The organism is Pseudomonas sp. DTU12.3 (genome assembly GCF_004124275.1).
GTDB classification, from domain to species: Bacteria; Pseudomonadota; Gammaproteobacteria; order Pseudomonadales; family Pseudomonadaceae; genus Aquipseudomonas; species Aquipseudomonas helmanticensis.
The window spans coordinates 1,872,261-1,892,268 of the sequence record NZ_CP027218.1; the positions used below are offsets into that span (position 1 = coordinate 1,872,261).

Genomic DNA, 20,008 nt, shown 5'->3' on the forward strand with positions numbered 1-20,008 from the left:
AAAAACCGCTCCTTGTGAGCGGTTTTTTTACAAAGGAAAGGTGAAAGATGCGCCAGCGAGAACACCTCCTGGCTCCTCAGCGGCTGGATTTGCCAGTGCTTCCCTTATTCGGTGCAATTCATGTTCAGGCAACTCTCCAGAAAGGCGCGCCCTATCGGCTTTCATGGGGCTGGAATCTGATGCCTTCTTTTCAACGACAGCTTTCATGATGTCTCCGGCGTTGATCATTAAGTGAGCAGTTGCTCGATACTAGTCTTAGTCAATTGGCTTCACAAGCCTACCCTCTGCGTCGAACTCAAAACCCAGCTGACGGTAAAGCGCAATGACGCCTTCGAGAGGTTCCTGAATTTCAATTTGCGTGCTGCCGATGATTCGCGCGAAGTGGGTCACCGCTGTCAAAGCAAACGTTGCTACACGGCTTTTAAGAGGGTGATCGTTACCTGGTTTGCCCTCCAGACGCACAATTTTCACCCGCAACCGGCTCTGATTCGGATTGGCAAAGCAAAGCCCGCACAACTCCTGATCGAACCAGATCGCCAAATCGAAACCAAGCGGTTCCTTGGCCTTCCACCTGACAACGTCTAGCCAGGAAAAATGGGGATCGAGCCATTCTTCATAGGCATCCAGCGCCTGAGCATCGATTGCTTCGAAGCGAACTTTGGAGTGGTCGACATCCACTATTCCTTGAAGCTGTAAGTCTTCATGCAGTTTTGCGAAGGTAATCCCGGCCTGTTTCCTGGCTTGCGACCTGTACACCTGATACCGCAGATATGTCCGTTCCCTTGGCATGTGATTTCGTACATTCCTTGTACTCCGTGGCTGGATGCTGCTATTGCAATTCAGCCTATTGATCCCCCTCCCAATTGTCGCTACCGGCCCTTTGCCCAAATCATTGCAATCCATGTCCCACGCTGGTTATAGTCGGCGCTCGTGAGTCGCACGGCTCATATTCCAATCCTTCAAAAAAGATCTGCCCCAATGCCTGCATCCCTCATCAACGCGGTAGTCGATTCAGCGGTCAACGCTGGCGTCGTGCCGTGCGGGAATCAGCAGCCCAAGCAGATCAGTCATTACCCTCCACCTGTCAGTAGTCCGCCGGTGTGCGCAGTCGTATCACCGCCGGGCGTTGGCGTTTCGGGCTGATCGGCATTTTTTGCTGAGTCCTGCGCCCGCCAGAAACCCCTACTGAATTTCAGCTTCGGCTGAGTTGGCTATTTGCCTGACTACAGGTGGTATTCATGTTTGTCCTTTCGAAAAAAACCGCGCTCGCGGCGACGTCCACGAGCCTGTTCGTTCTGCTGTGGAGCAGTGGCGCGATCTTCTCCAAATGGGGCCTGGCCCACGCTTCACCGTTTGCCTTTCTGCTGATTCGCTTCGCGATTGCCTTGTGCGGGCTGGCGCTGTTGGCGCCGTTGCTCAAGCTGAAGTTGCCCAAGGGCGGCAAGCCGATGCTCTACGCGATTGCCACGGGCGTGGTGTTGCTGGGGGCCTATCAGATTTTTTATCTGCTGGCCCTGAACAGCAAAGTCACGCCGGGGGTGATGGCAACCATCATGGGCGTGCAGCCAATCCTGACCGTGGTGTTGATGGAGCGGCAGCGTTCGGCGAGCCGGATGTTCGGTCTGGCGTTGGGGCTGGCCGGGCTGATCATGGTGGTTTACCAGGGCATCGGTCTGGCCGGGATGTCGTGGGCGGGGATGCTCTTCGGTTTACTGGCGCTGGCGAGCATGACGCTGGGTTCGATCATGCAGAAACGCATCACCGACAATCCGCTCGGTACGCTGCCGGTGCAGTACCTGGCGGGACTGTTGTTGTGCGCGATCTTCGTGCCGTTCCAGCCATTCCACTTTGAACACAGCGCGGGTTTCATCGTGCCGGTGTTGTGGATGGGACTGGTGGTCTCGGTGCTGGCGACCCTGTTGCTGTATCGGCTGATCGCGCGGGGCAATCTGGTGAATGTCACCAGTCTGTTCTATCTGGTGCCGGCGGTGACGGCGGTGATGGATTACCTGATTTTCGGCAATCGCCTGGCGGCGTTAAGCGTGCTGGGCATGCTGTTGATCATCATCGGCCTGGCATTCGTATTCCGTAAACCCCTGTAGGAGCTGCCGCAGGCTGCGATTTTTTGATCTTGCTTTCAAAAAATCGAAATCAAAAGATCGAGCCTGCGGCATCGCCTACCGGGTGTTCACTTCAACAGGTTTTACCGCAGCAGGTTTCACCACCAGCCACAACGCCAGCGCAATCAACACCCCGCCATACACATGCGCCATCGATAACGGCTCATCCAGCAGCAACGCCCCCCACAGCACGCCGAACGGCGGGATCATGAAGGTCACGGTCATCGACTTGACCGGGCCGATCGAGCTGAGCAGGCGGAAATAAATGATGTAGGCAAACGCCGTACACCCCAGGCCCAGACCGAGCAGCGACAGCCAGACATTCCAGCCGCCCCAACTGGCTGGTGGCGCGGTGATGACGCTGTAGCCGAACAGCGGCAACAGAAACAACGTCGCCCCGAGCATGCTGCCCAGTGCCGACAGTCGCGGATCGAGTCCGCCGGCCTGATCCAGCCAGCGCCGCGCCAAAAACCCGGCAAAACCGTAGCAGGTGGTCGCCAGCAGGCAGGCGAGGGCGCCCATCAGCAGTTGCAGATCGAACGCAACGGGACCGGCACGGGTCAGCACGCCGACGCCGAACAGACCGAGAAAGACGCCGCTGAACTTGGCGATGGTGAGTTTCTCACTGAAAAACAACGCGCCGATCAGCACACCCATCAACGGCGTGGTGGCGTTGAAAATCGCCGAATAGCCGGCGGGCAACACTTGCGCGGCGACTGAATAGAGCGTTGCCGGCAGCCCGGAATTGATAACGCCGAGCAGCATCACGGTCTTCAGTTTGCCTTTGAAATCCCAGCTGATGCGCATCAGGCCAAGAATCACCAGCAGCCCGGCGGCGGCGATCGACACGCGAAAGAACGCCGTCGGGATCGAGCCGATCACCGGCGCAATCACACGCATGAACAGAAAACTCGCGCCCCAGATGGCTGCCAGCGACAACATACGGAACATATCGACAGGGCTCACGGCGGGGCTCCTTCCTTGATCGGGACGAGAGTGTTGCCGAGCGCCCTGATGAAGGCAACCGCTATTCGGGCGTTTAACTTTTTTACCTGGAGCACAAATCGCCTGACCAGCCGGTTGAGGTCAACCGCCTGGCGCGACAATTGCTGGCTGGTCGCTGAGGTCACCGCCGGCAATGCGCCGCGCCAGGCCAGGCGCCTGATTGATCGGCATGGTAATGCTGCGGGTCAGTTGCAAAAAACTGTGTCGAACTCAAGGGCTCCGTCGCGAGCAAGTCCGGCTACTACCGGGATCGCTGTACGAACTTGCCGCGCTTTTGGCAGAAATTGCACTTCACCTGCGCACGCTTACGTGGCTAAGCTCAGGCATGGATTTCCAAACGCACGCCGAGGGTCTCTTCTATGCCGCAGCAATGGCCAGCCACCGACATCGCCCGCATGATCCTCGATGGCTTTGACGATTACCGCGAGCATTTCCGCCGGATCACCGACGGCGCCCGCGAGCGCTTCGAGCAGGCGCGCTGGCAGGAGACGCAAACCGCGTCGGCGGCGCGGATCAATCTCTATGAAGAGAAGGTCGGCGAAACCATCGCCCGCCTGCGCGAATATTTCGACGACGAAGCGCTGATGAACGTCAATTGCTGGCCGCTGGTGAAAAGTGCCTACATCAGCGTCATCGACCTGCGTTTCGACGATGAGTTGTCCGAGACCTGGTACAACTCGATTTTCTGCGGACTGTTCAGCCACGACCTGATCAGCGATGGCTGCATGTTCATCCACACCACGCGCCCGAGCCTGCGCCGTGCCCGCGCCGCGCAAACCCGCACCTACAAGCCACAAGGCCAGTTGTCGGGGATGCTCGCCAGCATCTTCGCCGACTACCGTTTCAGCGAGGATTACGCCGATTTGTCGGGCGACCTGCAGCGCCTCGAAGCGCAACTGCGCGAAAACCTGCCGGACTGGGTGTGCAAAGACCCGGAACTGGCCGTCGAGCTGTTTTCTTCAGTGTTGTACCGCAACAAGGGCGCGTACCTGGTCGGACGCATCTACACCCGCGACGAACAATGGCCGCTGGTGATTCCGTTGCTGCACCGCGAAGGGCGCGGGATTCAGATCGATGCGTTGATCACTGACGAAGCCGATGTGTCGATCATCTTCTCGTTCACCCGTTCGTATTTCATGGTCGATGTCCCGGTGCCGGCGGAGTTCATCGGCTTCCTGCGGCGCATCCTGCCGGGCAAGCACATCGCCGAGCTGTACACCTCGATCGGTTTCTACAAGCACGGCAAATCCGAGTTCTATCGTGCACTGATCAATCACCTGGCCAACACCGACGATCAGTTCATCATGGCCCCGGGCGTGCGCGGCATGGTCATGAGCGTGTTCACCCTGCCGGGCTTCAACACCGTGTTCAAGATCATCAAGGATCGTTTCTCGCCGTCGAAAAACGTCGACCGGGCGACGGTGATCGAGAAATACCGACTGGTGAAAAGCGTCGACCGGGTAGGGCGCATGGCCGATACCCAGGAGTTCGCCGATTTCCGCTTTCCGCTGACCAAGTTTGATCCGGCGTGCCTTGAGGAGTTACTGGAAGTGGCCGCGTCGACGGTATCGGTCGAAGGCGACACGGTGCTGATTCGTCACTGCTGGACCGAGCGGCGAATGACCCCGCTCAACCTCTATCTGGAAAACGCCAACGACGCGCAGGTGCGCGAGGCGCTGGAGGATTACGGGCTGGCGATCAAACAACTGGCGGCGGCGAATATCTTTCCCGGTGACATGCTGCTGAAGAACTTTGGCGTTACTCGTCACGGTCGGGTGGTGTTTTATGACTACGACGAGATCTGCTTCCTCACCGAAGCCAACTTCCGCCACATTCCTGCGCCGCGCACTCCTGAAGACGAAATGGCCTCCGAACCCTGGTACTCGATCGGACCGCTGGACGTGTTCCCCGAGGAATTTCCACCGTTCCTGTTCGCCGATTCCGGACAGCGCAAGTTGTTCGATCAACTGCATGGCGAGCTGTACAACGCCGATTACTGGAAGAGCCTGCAAGAGGCAATTCGCGCCGGCAAAGTCATCGACGTCTTCCCGTACCGCCGCAAAGGCCTCGATAACGAATAGCCCTTTTAAAAAACACCCTCACCCCAGCCCTCTTCCGGAGGGAGAGGGGGCCGACCGAGGTGTCTTGCGTCAGGCACCGACCTGAAAGGGCTTGGCGATTATGGATTCGGTGATGCGCGTTCAGGTCGGTGAAGCTGGCAAAGTTGACTCGGTCGGTCCCCTCTCCCTCCGGGAGAGGGCTAGGGTGAGGGTTGCAATCCCCCTGACACGCCACAAATTCCCCAAATCTGCGACAATCGGCCCCCTGCATAAACAGACGACCGAATTGCGTACCCGATGACCGACGAATCGCCCTCCATCGACAAACTGCTGAAAAACCTCGACCACGCCATGCTTGCCGACCGCCACCGGCTGCGCCGGCAGTTGCTTGAGCTGCGCAAGAAACCCGATGAGGCCAAACTGGCCCAGTGGGTCGTGCGCATGCAGGCGTCCTGTGATCAGGTGCTGGCCCGCCGCGCCAGTCTGCCGGTGATTCGCTACGACGACAGTTTGCCGATTGCGGCCAAGCGCGACGAAATCAAAAAGGCGCTGGAAAAGCATCAGGTGCTGATCATCGCCGGCGAAACCGGCTCGGGTAAAACCACCCAGTTGCCGAAAATCTGTCTGGAGATCGGTCGCGGCCAGCACGGTTTGATCGGTCACACCCAGCCGCGTCGAATTGCTGCGCGCAGCGTCGCCAGCCGGGTTGCCGAAGAACTCGGCACACCGCTCGGGTCGCTGGTCGGTTATCAGGTACGTTTTGAAGATCAAAGCGATTCCAATACGCTGATCAAACTGATGACCGACGGCATTCTGCTCGCGGAAACCCAGAATGACCGCCACCTCGAACGCTACGACACGATCATCGTCGACGAGGCGCACGAGCGCAGCCTCAACATCGATTTCCTGCTCGGTTACCTGAAAACCCTGCTGCCGCGTCGCCCGGATCTGAAAGTCATCATCACCTCGGCGACCATCGATCTGGAGCGCTTCTCCAAGCACTTCGACGATGCACCGATTGTCGAGGTGTCGGGTCGCACGTTCCCGGTCGATACCTGGTATCGCCCGCTGACCCTTGAGCAGGACGAAGAGGGCAACCGCGTTGAGGATGACCTGACGGTGGATCAGGCGATTCTCGCCACCCTCGATGAAATCGCCGCTTACGAGCGCAGCGAACGCCGCAGTCCCGGCGACGTGCTGGTGTTCCTGCCGGGCGAGCGCGAGATTCGCGACGCCGCCGACATGTTGCGCAAGGCTCAGCTCAAACACACTGAAATCCTGCCGCTGTATGCGCGCCTTTCCCCGGCCGAGCAACAACGGATTTTCCAGTCGCATCCGGGCCGTCGTGTGGTGCTGGCAACCAACGTCGCCGAGACTTCGCTGACCGTGCCGGGCATCCGTTACGTGATCGACAGCGGCACCGCGCGCATCAGCCGCTACAGCTATCGCGCCAAGGTTCAGCGCTTGCCGATCGAGGCGATTTCCCAGGCCAGCGCCAACCAGCGTAAAGGTCGCTGCGGCCGGGTCGAGCCGGGTATCTGCATTCGGTTGTACAGCGAAGAAGATTTCCTCGGTCGTCCGGAATTTACCGATCCGGAGATTCTGCGTACCAACCTTGCCGCCGTTATTTTGCAGATGCTGCATCTGCGCCTTGGCGAAATCACCGCGTTCCCGTTCATCGAGCCGCCGGACGGCAAGGCCATCAGCGACGGTTTCAACCTCCTGCAAGAACTTTCGGCGGTGGATCGCAACAGTCAGCTGACGCCGCTCGGTCGCCAATTGGCGCGCCTGCCGGTCGACCCGCGCATGGGCCGCATGCTGCTTGAAGCGGCCAAGCTCGGCAGCCTGCAGGAAGTGCTGATCGTCGCCAGTGCGATGTCGATTCAGGATCCGCGCGAGCGCCCACCGGAGCGTCAGCAAGCCGCCGATCAAGCCCACGCGCAATGGAAAGACATCGACTCCGACTTCGCCGGATTGGTGAATTTATGGCGTGGTTTTGAAGAACAGCGCCAGGCATTGACCGCGAGCCCGCTGCGCAACTGGTGCCGGAAGAACTTCCTCAACTATCTGCGTCTACGCGAATGGCGCGATTCCCATCGCCAGTTGAGCCTGATCTGCCGCGACATGCAGCTCAGCCTGAACAAAGAGCCGGCGGATTACCCGAAACTGCACAAAGCGGTGCTGGTCGGTCTGCTCAGCCAGATCGGCCAGAAAACCGAGGACGGTGATTATCTCGGCGCGCGTCAGCGACGTTTCTGGATTCATCCGTCGTCGGGCATCGGCAAGAAGCGCCCGCAATGGCTGATGACTGCCGAACTGGTGGAAACCACCAAGCTCTACGCGCGCATGGTCGCCAAGATCGACGCTGACTGGATCGAACCGCTGGCCGGGCACCTGATCAAGAAAAACCATTTCGAACCGCACTGGGAGAAGAAGCGCGGCCAGGTCGTGGCGTTTGAACAGATCACCCTGTTCGGCCTGATCGTGGTCGGTCGCCGCCCGGTGCATTACGGCCCGGTTGATCCGGTGGTTTCGCGTGAGCTGTTCATCCGCGAAGGTCTGGTGCGCGGCGAGATTCAATCCCGAGCCAAGTGCCTCACCGCCAATAAACAACTGCTGGAACAGCTCGACGAACTCGAAGCGAAGGCCCGTCGCCGCGACATTCTTGCCGACGAAGAAACCCTGTACGCGTTCTACGACGCGCGCTTGCCGGCGGAGATTCACCAGACCGCGACCTTCGACAGCTGGTATCGGGTCAACAGTCAGAAAGACCCACAGCTGTTGATCATGCGCGAAGAAGACGTGCTCGCCCGTGAGGCCAGTGAGGTCACCGCGCTGCATTATCCGGACACGCTGCACATCGGCGATCTGGAGTTGGCGCTGACCTATCACTTCGAACCCAATCACCCGCGCGACGGCGTGACCCTGCGCGTGCCGGCGCCGCTGCTGCCGATGCTGCCGCCGGAACGTCTGGAATGGTTGGTGCCGGGGTTGATCGAAGCCAAGTGCATCGCCCTCGTGCGTAACTTGCCAAAAGCCTTGCGCAAGAATTTCGTGCCGGTGCCGGACTTCATCAAGGCTGCCTTGCAACGCATGACCTTTGCCGAAGGTTCGTTGCCGCAAGCACTGGGCCGTGAATTGCTGCGCATGACCGGCGCGCGGGTCAACGATGAGGCGTGGGCGGAAGCTGAGCAAGGGGTCGAAGGGCATCTGCGGATGAACCTGGAAATCGTCGATGGCCAAGGCAAGTTCCTTGGTGAAGGACGCGATCTGGCCGAGCTGACCGCGCGGTTTGCCGAAGCCAGTCAGGCCGCGTTGGCCGTGCCGCAAAGTGCGAAAAGCCAGCAGCCGGTCGAGGCGAAAGTCTTCGCGCCGGTCGCGGAAAAGACTCAGCAGAAGATCGCCGGGCTGTCGATGACGGTGTATCCGGCACTGGTCGAAGAGGGCGGTACGGTCAAGGAAGGGCGCTTCTCAACGCCGGCCGAAGCCGAGTTTCAACACCGTCGCGCGTTGCAGCGGTTGTTGATGCAGCAACTCGCCGAGCCGGCCAAGTTCCTCCGTGGCAAGTTACCGGGGCAGACCGAACTGGGCCTGCTCTATCGCGAGTTGGGTCGGGTCGATGCGCTGGTCGAAGACATTCTGCTGGCCAGCCTCGACAGCTGCATTCTCGAAGGCGAAGACCCATTGCCGCGTGATGGTGCCGGGTTGGCGGCATTGGCCGAGCGCAAACGCGGGGGCTGGACTGAACATGCCGAACGCGTGGCGCGGTTGACGCTGGATATCCTGAAAATCTGGCACGGGCTGCAAAAGCGCTTCAAGGGCAAGATCGATCTGGCCCAGGCTGTGGCACTGAACGACATCAAGCAGCAGATCAACAATCTGGTGTATCCGGGGTTTGTCCGCGAGACGCCGATGCAGTGGCTCAAGGAACTGCCGCGTTACCTGAAGGCGGTCGAGCAGCGTTTCGAAAAACTGGGTGCGCAGGTGCAGAAAGATCGCGTCTGGAGCGGCGAACTCGCTGGCCTCTGGGCGCAATACCAGGCCCGCGCCGCCAAGCACGCGCAGGAAGGCAAGCGCGATCCGCAGCTCGAGTTGTACCGCTGGTGGCTGGAGGAATACCGGGTTTCGCTGTTCGCCCAGCAGTTGGGCACCAAAGCGCCGATCTCCGACAAACGCCTGAACAAACAGTGGAGCCAGGTAGAACCCTGAGCCTGCAGCCATACACAAAGTCCCCTGTGGGAGCGGGCTTATGTGGCGAGGGGATTTATCCCCGTTGGGTGGCGAAGCCGCCCCAAAACCTACAACCTCGGTTCATCAGTCATACCGAGCGTGGTGGGTTGGCGACTGCTTCGCAGTCGAACGGGGATAAATCCCCTCGCCACAGAGTTGAGTTCATATAGTGAATGGCGGTTGTGCTTGAGAAAGGGGCCAAAAGCCTGCGTTTATGGCAAACTTCGCGACCATAAACGCCGGTTTCGCGACTCAGAGCCTTCGGCCCTGTCGCGCAGCGGAATAAAGCGATGCCAGGTTTGCATCCCCCGGATGGGAATAGACCCTTTGTGTGTTGGTACGACGGTTCCAGCACTTTCTGCCTGAACAGATTAGAGAAACGACCATGCATAACGTCGTCATCAGCGGCACCGGCCTGTATACCCCGGCCAACAGCATCTCCAACGAAGAGCTGGTGCAGTCTTTCAATACCTATGTCGCCCAGTTCAACGCCGACAACGCCGAGGCCATCGCCAGCGGCGAAGTCCAGGCCCTGACCGAATCCAGCGCCGCGTTCATCGAAAAAGCCTCGGGCATCAAGAGCCGTTTTGTCATGGACAAGGACGGTATCCTCGATCCGCAACGCATGGCCCCGCGCCTGCCGGAGCGTTCCAACGACGAATGGTCGGTACTCTGCCAGATGGCCATCGGCGCTGCCGAACAGGCCCTGCAACGTGCCGGCAAAACTGCCGCTGACATCGACGGCGTGATCGTTGCCTGCTCCAACCTGCAACGCGCTTATCCGGCCATCGCCATCGAAGTCCAGGAAGCGCTGGGCATTCAAGGCTTCGGTTTCGACATGAACGTGGCCTGCTCTTCGGCCACCTTCGGCATTCAGACCGCCGCCAATAGCGTGCAACTGGGTCAGGCCCGGGCGATCCTGATGGTCAACCCGGAAGTCTGCACCGGTCACCTGAACTTCCGTGACCGCGACAGCCACTTCATCTTCGGCGACGCCGCGACTGCGGTGATCATCGAGCGTGCTGACACCGCCACCTCCGAGCATCAGTTCGATGTGGTCAGCACCAAACTGCTGACCAAGTTCTCCAACAACATTCGCAACAACTTCGGTTTCCTCAACCGTGCGGCGGAAGAGGGCGTCGGTGCCCGCGACAAGCTGTTCGTGCAGGAAGGCCGCAAGGTGTTCAAGGATGTCTGCCCGATGGTCGCCGAGTTGATCAGCGCGCACCTTGAGGAGAACAAGCTCAACGTTGGCGACGTCAAACGCTTCTGGCTGCACCAGGCCAACCTGAGCATGAACCACCTGATCGTGCGTAAATTGCTCGGTCGTGAAGCCACCGAAGAAGAAGCACCGGTGATTCTCGATACCTACGCCAACACCAGCTCCGCCGGTTCGGTGATTGCGTTCCACAAATATCAGGATGACCTGGCCGCCGGTTCGCTGGCCGTGCTGAGTTCGTTCGGTGCTGGCTACTCGATCGGCAGCGTGATTCTGCGCAAACGTTGATTGCGCCTTAAAGATCGCAACCTTCGGCAGCTCCTACACTGATCTTTGTAGGAGCTGCCGCAGGCTGCGATCTTTTGCTTTTAGAGAGGTAATGCATGGCCGCAACGGACGACACTCAACTGCTCGAACGCCTGCTGGCCGGAGAGCAAAAAGCTTTCAAGGAACTGGTCAGCACCTACCAGAGCGCCATGCGCGCTGTCGCGTATGCCATCGTCGGGCAACGTCACGTCGAAGAAGTGGTGCAGGACGCCTGGCTGTCCGTGGTGCGCCATATTGGCAGCTTCGAAGGCCGCTCCAGTCTCAAGACCTGGCTGCTGACCATTACCGCCAACGCCGCCAAAGGCCGTTACAAGCAAAATCGCCGTGAAGTCTTGATGGACGATCTGCCGTCACCTCATGGCGGCATTGACGACGACCGCTTTTCCCCTGGCGATGGGCATTGGCTGATCGCCCCGTTCGCCTGGCATCAGGACACCCCCGAAGCGCTGCTCACCGAAAGCGAATTGCGTGAGTGTCTGGAGCACACGCTGCTCAGTCTGTCGGAACTGCAAAGCAGTGTTTTGCTGCTGCGTGAACGTCAGGGGCTGGAGCTGGAAGAGATCTGTAATCTTCTGGAGATCTCGCTCTCCAATGTCCGTGTGCTGCTGCATCGTGCGCGGCTGAAAGTCTTCGCCACGGTGGAGCATTTTGAGGAGACCGGCGAATGCTGACGTGTAAAGAACAAGTGGCGCGTTCCAGCGACTATCTCGATGGCCAGTTGAGCTTTCGGGAAAAACTGATGGTGCGTCATCACCTGATGTTCTGCCCCAATTGCCGACGTTTCATTCGTCAGATGAAATTGATGCAGGCCACGCTGAAGGCCATGCCGGAGAAACCGCAAGAGGGCGTCGACGCCCTGGCTGAACGCCTGGCCGAACAGCGCCGCAAAGACAACTCCCTGTAGGCGCTGCCGAAAACTGCAATCTGCGAAAACCAGATCAAAACACCATCTCCCGGTAGGAGCTGCCGAAGGCTGCGATCTTTTGATCTTGCTTTTAAAAAGACAGATCAAAAGATCGCAGCCTTCGGCAGCTCCTACAGGGGGGATAGTGTGGCGCGGGGGGAACGAACGGATGATGGGGATCGTTCCGCCCACGCCTGGCTATGAGGTAAAACGCTTAGAACTTGGCTTCCGCGTCCAGTTGCAGAGTGTTGATGTCCGAATCGGTCTTCTTCAGGCTGGCGTTGGTGTAGTCGGAGTTCGCCATGAAGTACGTCGCGCCGAGCGTGAAGTTCTTGTCCAGCTCGTAGCTGACTTTCAACTTGCTGCCGCGCGAACCGGTGTAGCCGTTGGCGAAGTCGGAGTCGGTGAAGGCACCGACCACGGCGTTGCGCTGCACATCGCGGTAGTTGTAGTCGACGTTGAAGCCGTACAGTTTCGATTTCACACCGGCCAGCCAGCCAGTGTCCTGATCGGTGCTGGCGTCGCTGTTATTCACGTACTGACCGTAGATCGCCAAAGGTACCGGCAGGTTGGCGAAGTCGATCTGACCGAAACCTTCATACAGCTTGAAGGTTTCGTTCGGGCTGTTGCCGTTGACGGCCAGCGCGCAAGGTGCGGTGACGGTGCCCGAAGTCGGGCAGGCGCTGTCCTTGTCGTTGTCGTAGGAATAAATACTGCCGCCCAGGGTCATTTTCACGCTGTCGGTGATAGCGAAACGCGCACCCAATTGGCCAGTGTAGAGACGCAAGTCGTGTTTGAACTGCACGCCTTCGCCGTCAACGTTGTCTTTGAGGGTGTAGTGACCGGCGCTACCGAACAGTTCGGTGCTGCCGCTCAGCGGATACTTGTAAGTGACCGCCAGACCTTCCGGGTTGATATCGCTGTCCCAGATGATGTCGCCCATGCTGACCCACGGCTGGGCCATTTTACCGGCGATCAGGTGCAAGTTCTTGACCGCGTCAGGGTGATAGTCGACGTAACCGAGGTCGAGCCAGATCTGCTTTTTGTCGAAGTAGTTGTTGAGATCCTGGTTGGTCGAACGGGCGTCGTCGCTGCTGCCGGTGGCGACACGAATGCCGGTGTCCACTTGCGGATTGATTTCGCTGTAGGCGCCCAGACGTGCGCGGATGCGCTGACGGTCCTGGTCTTTGCTGTTGGGCACGCCATCGTTGTGCACGGTTTCTTCACGAAAGCGCACATCACCCTTGAACTGGGTCTTGGCAGCCCACGCCAGTTTCTGATCGAAAAGGCTTTGTTCGTCGTTCTTCTTCGCGACGGCCGCGACTTGTTGATTGGTCTCTTGCTGCGCCTGCTGCGCGATTTGCTGCTCCTTCTGATCCTTCGCCAGCTCGGTTTGCAGTTCTACGTACTGCGCCTGGGAAATGGAACCGTTAGCCTTGAGCATGTCGAGCAGTTTGGCGTCGACTGCGGCACTGGCCGGAACACTCATGGCCAGCAACAGGCCACCGCACAGGGCCGCCGCAGTTTTCGTGGAAGCAAGACGCATAGCAATCTCCGAAGATGAGAGGGGATGGCTGAACCATCCTGGGCACAACCGACGGTTTAACGTCGGAAAACAGTGTCCGGGTAGAACCCGGCGCTCTAAAAACAGGCGCCAGTATCGCGATGGTTTATGACAGCGCAGTGGCACAGTGATGGCAGGATGATGACGATACAAAATGGCCGTGAACTATTGATCTAGAGCGCTGTCGCCCGAATGCGGGTGTGCAATGCAGCGCAATCGGCGATACTCGCCGAGCGCTGAAGTCCTGTTGTGGAGAGCCCGTCGATGCCGTTGCAACGCCTGCAAAATCTGTCAGAAATCGCCCCGGCCAGCTGGGATGCACTGGTGCCGGAGAACCAGCCGTTCCTGCGTCATGCGTTTCTCAGCGCGCTGGAGGACAGCGCAAGTGTTGGCCCCCACACCGGTTGGCAAGCGGAACATTTGCTGCACGTCGAAGGCGATCGGCTGATTGCCGCGTTACCCAGCTATCGCAAGTGGCATTCCTACGGCGAGTACGTGTTCGATCATGGCTGGGCCGATGCCTGCGCCCGCGCCGGCATCGATTACTACCCCAAACTATTGACTGCCGTGCCCTTCAGCCCGGTCAGCGGTCCACGGCTGTTGGCGGCCAGCGTCGAGGATGGTTTCGAACTGCTCAAGAGCCTGCCGGGGTATCTGGAAATCGAAGGGCTTTCCAGCGCGCACATCAACTTCACCGACCCGTTCACCGATGCTGCGATGGCCGAGCAACCGGGCTGGCTGCAACGCATCGGCTGTCAGTACCACTGGCAGAATCGTGGTTATCGCGACTTTCAGGATTTTCTCGATGTGCTCAGTTCGCGCAAGCGCAAACAGATGCGCAAGGAACGCGAGCAGGTGGCAGGGCAGGGTTTCGAGTTTGAATGGCTGGAGGGGCGCGAACTGGACGAGGCGCAGTGGGATTTTGTCTACGCCTGCTACGCCAACACCTATGCAGTGCGCCGGCAAACGCCTTATCTGACGCGGGAGTTTTTCAGTTTGCTCGCAGAACGTATGCCGGAATCGATCCGGGTGGTGCTGGCCAGGCACGGCTCACGGCCGGTGGCGATGGCGTTCAGTCTGGTCGGTGGTGACAGTTTCTACGGGCGTTATTGGGGCTGTCTGGCCGAGTTCGACCGGCTGCACTTTGAAACCTGTTTCTATCAGGGCATGGACTATGCGATTGCCCACGGCTTTCAGCGTTTCGACGCGGGTGCTCAGGGTGAGCACAAACTGATTCGCGGGTTTGAACCGGTGATCACGCATTCCTGGCACTACCTGCGTCATCCGGGATTGAAAGCTGCGGTCAAAGACTTCCTGCACCAGGAGCGTGCGGGTGTACTAGCGTATGCGCAGGAGGCCGTTGCGGCACTTCCTTACAAACAGGGTTAAGCACTGACGTCGCGCGCTACACCGCAAAATAGCTGCTGACAGCAAGGCCCGACGATTTGCTCGGGCCTTGCGTGTTCAACTATTAATACACTCGATTACCAGCTTGCACCCGCTACGCAATTGGCTAACCCTTTCTGTGAGGATACCTTGTTGAAATCCCCAAGAGTGGCGATCGAAGAATAATAATAAATCATCAGATTTGGTTTTTTTGCGACCTGACAGGTATATATGAACTCTGGGCGGTCACATTGGATTTTCCCCGTGTTAGCGTTGGCAGAACAATTTAGTTCGGGGCGAACTTCAGATAGTGCTTCGCCCATGTTGAACTGTATCGGCGAATCACTATTAACGGTTGGTGCGAGCATGGCCGAAGCAAAGCCCGAATAAGTTGCAATGATCAGTGCCGCGGTGATGAAACTTTTGGAATACTTCATTTTACTTACCACTCCCAGTGGGTGCCGTTATCTTCATATACCCAGACCTTGCATTTCCTCAAGTCCAGTGCCTTGGCGGACTCGGTCTCCATGAACGCTTCGGCGGTAGGGGCGTTACTTTGGAAAGCCTTAAGTTTCCAGATGTGCATTTTAAAGTCTTCGCTGTATTGCATGCAGCGGTAAACATTAGTGCTGTTATCACCGGCAACAGCGTGGCTTTGCATCAGACCGGTAGTCAGTGCGATAGCAATAATACTGTTGATTAAAATGTTCATTTCTCAATCCTTGAGAGAGTCGAGTTTTAGGGGTTGAGTAAGTTGCTTCGGTTTGCGCGATTAAAGGTAATACGTCTAGCGCTTTCTGTCAGCGTTTTCGCTGTTTCAGGATATTTTGTTTTGCGCTATGGGTAATATTGTAAGGCCGCATTGTTAGTTGCACTAATGCGGCCTCTTTAGTTGCGCGATGATCAGTTTTTTTCCTCACCCAGCCATCGATAAATTCCGCCGCCGACGACTGCACCCAGCAATGGTGCGACCCAGAACATCCACAGTTGCGCAAGCGCCCAACCGCCAACCATCAGCGCCGGTCCGGTGCTGCGCGCCGGGTTGACCGAGGTATTGGTGACGGGAATCGAGATCAGGTGAATCAGCGTCAATCCCAGCCCGATGGCGATAGGTGCCAGCCCCGGCGGTGCGCGTTTGTCGGTGGCACCGAGGATGATGATCACGAACATGGCGGTCATCACCAATTCGGTGACGAACCCCGCCGCCATCGAATATTTGCCTGGTGAGTGCTCGCCATAACCGTTGGAGGCGAGGCCGGCAGCGATATCGAAACCTTCCTTGCCGCTGGCGATGTGCGCGATCAGCGCTGCCGCGAGAATCGCACCGAGAACTTGGGCAATGATGTAGGCAGGCAACTCCTTGGCCGGAAAGCGACCACCGACGAACAGACCGACCGAGACGGCCGGGTTGAGGTGACAGCCGCTGATGTGGCCGATGGCGAATGCCATGGTCAGCACCGTCAGGCCAAACGCCAGGGCGACCCCCAGCACCCCGATTCCCAATGGCGAAGACGCGGCGATAACCGCACTGCCACAGCCACCCAAAACCAGCCAGAACGTACCCAACAACTCAGTAACTGAACGTTTGAACAGAGACATGAGAGAGTCCTTGATAGACGTGCTATCGAGACTGCATCGAGTTGTGCGTCCTTGCAGACTTACGACAGGCTCCATTCCGGAACCTTGGCTGAGTACAGCAGGGTTTTTACGGATTTCCAGCGGCCACAAAAAAACCGCCAGCGCCCGTGGTTGGCGGGCTGTGGCGGTTTTCAGTGTTGTCGCATGAGTAAAGTGGGAGGGGGCTTGCTCCCGAAGGCAGTGTGTCAGGCAAATGTTCGGTACTGACACACCGCATTCGGGAGCAAGCCCCCTCCCACTGGCGGAGCTCTGTAGGTCCGATGATCAATCGATCCCGACGAACCCGCCGGTCTGGTGCGCCCACAGTCGCGAATACAGACCACCATGGGCGAGCAGTTCGGCGTGGCTGCCGCTCTCGGCGATCTTGCCGTTTTCCAGCACAACCAGCCGATCCATGCGCGCAATGGTCGAGAGCCGGTGCGCAATCGCGATCACGGTTTTGCCTTGCATCAGGGTTTCCAGGCTTTCCTGAATGGCCGCTTCGACCTCCGAGTCCAGCGCCGAGGTTGCTTCGTCCATGATCAGGATTGGCGCGTCCTTGAGCAGTACCCGCGCAATCGCTATGCGCTGGCGCTGGCCGCCCGACAGCTTCACGCCGCGCTCGCCGACATGCGCGTCGAACCCGGTGCGTCCTTCGGCATCCGACAGGAGCGCAATGAACTCATCGGCGCGAGCCTTGTGTACAGCGTCCCACAGCTGCGCATCAGTCGCATCCGGTTTGCCATACAACAAGTTGTCGCGGATCGAACGGTGCAGCAACGAAGTGTCCTGGGTGATCATGCCGATCCGCGCGCGCAGGCTCTCCTGACCGACTTCGGCAATGTTCTGCCCATCGATCAGGATGCGTCCGCCCTCGACGTCGTACAGGCGCAGCAGCAGGTTGACCAAGGTCGACTTACCGGCGCCGGACGGCCCGATCAAACCGATCTTTTCCCCCGGTTTGATGTTCAGGTTGAGGTCGCCGATGATCCCGCGCTTCTTGCCGTAGTGAAAATCCACGTGCTCGAAACGCACTTCGCCACGGGCCACTTCCAGCGGTTTGGCGCCTTCACGATCGGTGACGCTGACCGGTTGCGCGATGGTCTGCAAACCGTCCTGCACCATGCCGATGTTTTCGAAGATGCCGGTGACCACCCACATGATCCAGCCGGACATGTTGACGATGCGAATCACCAGGCCGGTGGCCAAGGCAATCGCGCCGACGGTGATCAGCGACTGCGTCCACAACCATAGCGCCAGCGCCGTGGTGCCGACGATCAGCAAACCGTTCATGGTGGTAATTGCCACGTCCATGCTGGTGACGACGCGGCCGGCCATCTGCGCTTTGACCGTCTGTTCCTCGATGGCTTCCTTGGCGTAGTGCTGTTCGAAATTGGTGTGGGCGAACAGTTTCAGCGTGGCGATGTTGGTGTAGCCGTCGACGATGCGGCCCATCAGTTTCGAGCGCGCGTCGGAGGCTTCCACCGAGCGATCCTTGACCCGTGGCACGAAGTAGTAAAGCGCGCCGATGTAGGCGGCGATCCACGTCAGCAGCGGGATCATCAGGCGCCAGTCGGCTTCGGCGAACAACACCAGCGAGCTGATGGCATAGATCACCACGTGCCACAGCGCATCCACCGCTTGCACCGCCGAGTCACGCAACGAGTTGCCGGTCTGCATGATGCGTTGGGCGATACGCCCGGCGAAGTCGTTCTGGAAGAAATTCAGACTCTGCTTGAGCACGTAGCTGTGGTTCTGCCAGCGAATCATGCTGGTCATGCCCGGGCTCAGCGTCTGATGCACCAGCAGGTCGTGCAGGCCGAAGAAGATCGGCCGCAGCACCAGCGCAACCACCACCATCCACGTCAATTCGAGGGCGTGGTCGCTGAAGAAATTCGGGTTGGGTGTGCCCTGGGCCAGGTCGATGATGCGGCTCAGGTAGCTGAACAGCGCCACTTCGATCAGCGCGGCGAACAGGCCTACGACGAGCAGGGCGGCGAAACTTGGCCAGACTTGCTTGAGGTAATAAACATAGAAAGGCCAGACCCGGTCTGGAGGGGACGCCGTCGGAGCGTCGCGGAATATGTCGATCAGTTGTTCGAAACGGCGATAGAGCATCAGATAACCACCCGGAGTACGGGCTCTCCTTTTATCAGTGTGAGCGGCGCGGGATCAGGCCGGCGCCGCTCGATACGCCCTGTACAGCTTAGTCGATGACTTTGGCCGACTTGATGAACACAGGGTCGGAAGGCACGTTTTGCATGCCTTGTTTGGTGGTGGTTGGCGAGTTGACGATGATGTCGACGACGTCCATACCTTTGATCACTTTGCCGAACACGGCATAGCCATCGCCCTGGTCGAGGAAGTCGTTGTCCTTGACGTTGATGAAGAACTGGCTGGTCGCCGAATCAGGTACGGAAGTGCGAGCCATGGACAAGGTGCCACGAACGTTAGCCAGACCGTTTTTGTGTTCGTTCTTGATTGGAGCCTTGGTTTCTTTTTGCTGCATCTGTTGAGTGAAACCGCCGCCCTGGACCATAAAGCCCGGGATCACACGGTGGAAAATCGTGTTGTTGTAAAAGCCGCTGTTCACGTAATCCAGAAAGTTCTTGGTACTGATCGGTGCCTTGACCGGGTCCAGTTCGATTTCGATCTGGCCGTTGGTGGTGTCCAGCAGCACGTGCGGTGCTTTGGCTGGCGTGGCAGCCATCAGGTTGGCGGCAAACAGCACGGTACCAGCGGCGAGGGCGAGTTTTTTCAGCATGGGTCAGTGATCCTGAGATTGATTTTCGGCTGTGGCGAGAAACTCCAGCAGCGTTTGATTGAAGCGTTCGGGTTGGTCGAGCGGGGTGGCGTGGCGCGAGTCGGCGATCACCACCAGCCGCGCATCGGGCAGCAGTTTTACATAGGTTTCTTTCAGTGCGACGGGGGTGTAGTCACGGTCGGCACTGACGATGAGGGTTGGACAGGTCACTCGGGAAAGTCGTTCCTGAACCCCCCAGCCAACAATCGCATCGAAGCTGGCGAGATAAGCACGTTTGTCGTTTCTTGCCCAGCGTTCGGACATTTTCTGCCGCAAATCGGCCTGTTCCGGTTTCGGAAAAAGTTTGCCGCCGAGGGCTTTGCCGATGGTCGCGAGGCTGAGCACGCGCATCAGGCTCCAGCGCTTGAACCATTGCCAATAATCGTCGCGGCTGCGGATTTTGACTTCAGGCGCACTGTTGACGATGGTCAGACTCTTGAGCCATTGCGGTTGATCGACTGCGAACTGGAAGCCGATCATGCCGCCCATCGACAGCCCGACGTAATGCACCGGGCCAAGCTTGAGGTGTTCGATCAGCGCGAGCAAATCCGCGCTGAATCCGGCGATGCTGTAGCGCTCGCGGGGTTTGTCCGAGCGCCCGTGGCCACGCACATCCGGGACGATCACCCGGTAATGCGCGGCCAGTGCCGGGATCTGCATTTCCCAGTCCAGTGTGCTCGAGCCGAGCCCGTGCACCAGCAGCAACGGCGTGCCGTGGCCATATTCCTCGTAGTGCAGGTTGCAACCTTCGTGCTCGAAATAGGCCATCGGTG

The 20,008-nt window shown here is 58.7% G+C and carries 17 protein-coding genes; 7 read left to right on the forward strand and 10 right to left on the reverse strand.

The features are described 5' to 3' along the window. Positions 1 to 27: 27 nt before the first annotated feature. Both C2E19_RS08630 and C2E19_RS08635 read right to left on the reverse strand, forming a co-directional pair. Entirely contained in the window at positions 28 to 207 is a 180-nt protein-coding gene (locus C2E19_RS08630; protein WP_129390561.1) for a hypothetical protein, read from the reverse strand. Between the two features lie 48 nt (positions 208 to 255). Further along, positions 256 to 789, reverse strand: coding sequence for a hypothetical protein (locus tag C2E19_RS08635; protein WP_129390564.1), 534 nt, complete (start codon positions 787 to 789; stop codon positions 256 to 258). Positions 790 to 1,238: 449 nt separating this feature from the next. On the opposite strand from C2E19_RS08635, the gene C2E19_RS08640 reads away from it, so the two are divergent. Then, entirely contained in the window at positions 1,239 to 2,102 is an 864-nt protein-coding gene (locus C2E19_RS08640) for a DMT family transporter (protein WP_129390567.1), read from the forward strand. A gap of 75 nt (positions 2,103 to 2,177) precedes the next feature. On the opposite strand, the gene C2E19_RS08645 is transcribed toward C2E19_RS08640, so the two are convergent. After that, positions 2,178 to 3,086, reverse strand: a complete 909-nt coding sequence (locus C2E19_RS08645) for a DMT family transporter (protein ID WP_129390570.1) — start codon at positions 3,084 to 3,086, stop codon at positions 2,178 to 2,180. A 398-nt stretch (positions 3,087 to 3,484) separates the two neighbouring features. On the opposite strand from C2E19_RS08645, the gene aceK reads away from it, so the two are divergent. The 5 genes from aceK (at position 3,485) to C2E19_RS08670 (ending at position 11,865) form a co-directional block, all read left to right on the forward strand. Then, complete coding sequence (gene aceK / locus C2E19_RS08650) at positions 3,485 to 5,206, forward strand: bifunctional isocitrate dehydrogenase kinase/phosphatase (protein WP_129390573.1); 1,722 nt, start codon at positions 3,485 to 3,487, stop codon at positions 5,204 to 5,206. A 276-nt stretch (positions 5,207 to 5,482) separates the two neighbouring features. Then, positions 5,483 to 9,394, forward strand: a complete 3,912-nt coding sequence (gene hrpA / locus C2E19_RS08655) for an ATP-dependent RNA helicase HrpA (RefSeq protein WP_129390576.1) — start codon at positions 5,483 to 5,485, stop codon at positions 9,392 to 9,394. 406 nt (positions 9,395 to 9,800) lie between these two features. Next, a complete protein-coding gene (locus tag C2E19_RS08660; protein WP_129390580.1) occupies positions 9,801 to 10,922 on the forward strand; it encodes a beta-ketoacyl-ACP synthase III in 1,122 nt (373 codons plus the stop codon). A gap of 95 nt (positions 10,923 to 11,017) precedes the next feature. Further along, positions 11,018 to 11,632, forward strand: a complete 615-nt coding sequence (locus tag C2E19_RS08665; RefSeq protein ID WP_129390583.1) for an RNA polymerase sigma factor — start codon at positions 11,018 to 11,020, stop codon at positions 11,630 to 11,632. Then, the gene (locus C2E19_RS08670; protein ID WP_129390586.1) at positions 11,626 to 11,865 is read left to right on the forward strand and encodes an anti-sigma factor; all 240 of its coding nucleotides are present in this window, start codon (positions 11,626 to 11,628) and stop codon (positions 11,863 to 11,865) included. Before C2E19_RS08665 ends, C2E19_RS08670 begins: the two co-directional genes overlap by 7 nt. Before the next feature lie 214 nt (positions 11,866 to 12,079). On the opposite strand, the gene C2E19_RS08675 is transcribed toward C2E19_RS08670, so the two are convergent. Beyond that, positions 12,080 to 13,411, reverse strand: a complete 1,332-nt coding sequence (locus tag C2E19_RS08675) for a putative porin (protein ID WP_129390589.1) — start codon at positions 13,409 to 13,411, stop codon at positions 12,080 to 12,082. A 282-nt stretch (positions 13,412 to 13,693) separates the two neighbouring features. On the opposite strand from C2E19_RS08675, the gene C2E19_RS08680 reads away from it, so the two are divergent. Further along, positions 13,694 to 14,818: a GNAT family N-acetyltransferase gene (locus C2E19_RS08680; RefSeq protein WP_129390592.1), complete on the forward strand. Its 1,125-nt coding sequence runs from the start codon at positions 13,694 to 13,696 to the stop codon at positions 14,816 to 14,818. 95 nt (positions 14,819 to 14,913) lie between these two features. On the opposite strand, the gene C2E19_RS08685 is transcribed toward C2E19_RS08680, so the two are convergent. From C2E19_RS08685 to C2E19_RS08710, 6 genes are all read right to left on the reverse strand, one after another. After that, positions 14,914 to 15,252 carry a hypothetical protein gene (locus C2E19_RS08685; RefSeq protein WP_129390595.1) on the reverse strand — a complete coding sequence of 113 codons (339 nt, stop codon included), beginning with the start codon at positions 15,250 to 15,252 and terminating at the stop codon, positions 14,914 to 14,916. A gap of 5 nt (positions 15,253 to 15,257) precedes the next feature. After that, on the reverse strand, positions 15,258 to 15,527 hold the full coding sequence (locus tag C2E19_RS08690) for a hypothetical protein (RefSeq protein WP_129390598.1): 270 nt from the start codon (positions 15,525 to 15,527) through the stop codon (positions 15,258 to 15,260). A 191-nt stretch (positions 15,528 to 15,718) separates the two neighbouring features. Continuing rightward, positions 15,719 to 16,414, reverse strand: coding sequence for an aquaporin Z (aqpZ, locus tag C2E19_RS08695; RefSeq protein ID WP_129390601.1), 696 nt, complete (start codon positions 16,412 to 16,414; stop codon positions 15,719 to 15,721). A gap of 303 nt (positions 16,415 to 16,717) precedes the next feature. Beyond that, complete coding sequence (locus C2E19_RS08700) at positions 16,718 to 18,550, reverse strand: ABC transporter ATP-binding protein (protein WP_129390603.1); 1,833 nt, start codon at positions 18,548 to 18,550, stop codon at positions 16,718 to 16,720. A gap of 88 nt (positions 18,551 to 18,638) precedes the next feature. Further along, on the reverse strand, positions 18,639 to 19,196 hold the full coding sequence (locus tag C2E19_RS08705; protein WP_129390606.1) for a peptidylprolyl isomerase: 558 nt from the start codon (positions 19,194 to 19,196) through the stop codon (positions 18,639 to 18,641). A gap of 3 nt (positions 19,197 to 19,199) precedes the next feature. Next, entirely contained in the window at positions 19,200 to 20,003 is an 804-nt protein-coding gene (locus C2E19_RS08710) for an alpha/beta fold hydrolase (RefSeq protein ID WP_129390609.1), read from the reverse strand. Between the last annotated feature and the right edge of the window lie 5 nt (positions 20,004 to 20,008).

What these genes read in the sequence shown, in the direction of transcription:
- C2E19_RS08630 (WP_129390561.1), bottom strand. Translation starts at nt 207, where the DNA reads ATGAAAGCTGTCGTTGAAAAGAAGGCATCAGATTCCAGCCCCATGAAA.
- C2E19_RS08635 (WP_129390564.1), bottom strand. Translation starts at nt 789, where the DNA reads ATGCCAAGGGAACGGACATATCTGCGGTATCAGGTGTACAGGTCGCAA.
- C2E19_RS08640 (WP_129390567.1), top strand. Translation starts at nt 1,239, where the DNA reads ATGTTTGTCCTTTCGAAAAAAACCGCGCTCGCGGCGACGTCCACGAGC.
- aceK (WP_129390573.1), top strand. Translation starts at nt 3,485, where the DNA reads ATGCCGCAGCAATGGCCAGCCACCGACATCGCCCGCATGATCCTCGAT.
- hrpA (WP_129390576.1), top strand. Translation starts at nt 5,483, where the DNA reads ATGACCGACGAATCGCCCTCCATCGACAAACTGCTGAAAAACCTCGAC.
- C2E19_RS08660 (WP_129390580.1), top strand. Translation starts at nt 9,801, where the DNA reads ATGCATAACGTCGTCATCAGCGGCACCGGCCTGTATACCCCGGCCAAC.
- C2E19_RS08665 (WP_129390583.1), top strand. Translation starts at nt 11,018, where the DNA reads ATGGCCGCAACGGACGACACTCAACTGCTCGAACGCCTGCTGGCCGGA.
- C2E19_RS08670 (WP_129390586.1), top strand. Translation starts at nt 11,626, where the DNA reads ATGCTGACGTGTAAAGAACAAGTGGCGCGTTCCAGCGACTATCTCGAT.
- C2E19_RS08675 (WP_129390589.1), bottom strand. Translation starts at nt 13,411, where the DNA reads ATGCGTCTTGCTTCCACGAAAACTGCGGCGGCCCTGTGCGGTGGCCTG.
- C2E19_RS08680 (WP_129390592.1), top strand. Translation starts at nt 13,694, where the DNA reads ATGCCGTTGCAACGCCTGCAAAATCTGTCAGAAATCGCCCCGGCCAGC.
- C2E19_RS08685 (WP_129390595.1), bottom strand. Translation starts at nt 15,252, where the DNA reads ATGAAGTATTCCAAAAGTTTCATCACCGCGGCACTGATCATTGCAACT.
- C2E19_RS08690 (WP_129390598.1), bottom strand. Translation starts at nt 15,527, where the DNA reads ATGAACATTTTAATCAACAGTATTATTGCTATCGCACTGACTACCGGT.
- aqpZ (WP_129390601.1), bottom strand. Translation starts at nt 16,414, where the DNA reads ATGTCTCTGTTCAAACGTTCAGTTACTGAGTTGTTGGGTACGTTCTGG.
- C2E19_RS08700 (WP_129390603.1), bottom strand. Translation starts at nt 18,550, where the DNA reads ATGCTCTATCGCCGTTTCGAACAACTGATCGACATATTCCGCGACGCT.
- C2E19_RS08705 (WP_129390606.1), bottom strand. Translation starts at nt 19,196, where the DNA reads ATGCTGAAAAAACTCGCCCTCGCCGCTGGTACCGTGCTGTTTGCCGCC.
- C2E19_RS08710 (WP_129390609.1), bottom strand. Translation starts at nt 20,003, where the DNA reads ATGGCCTATTTCGAGCACGAAGGTTGCAACCTGCACTACGAGGAATAT.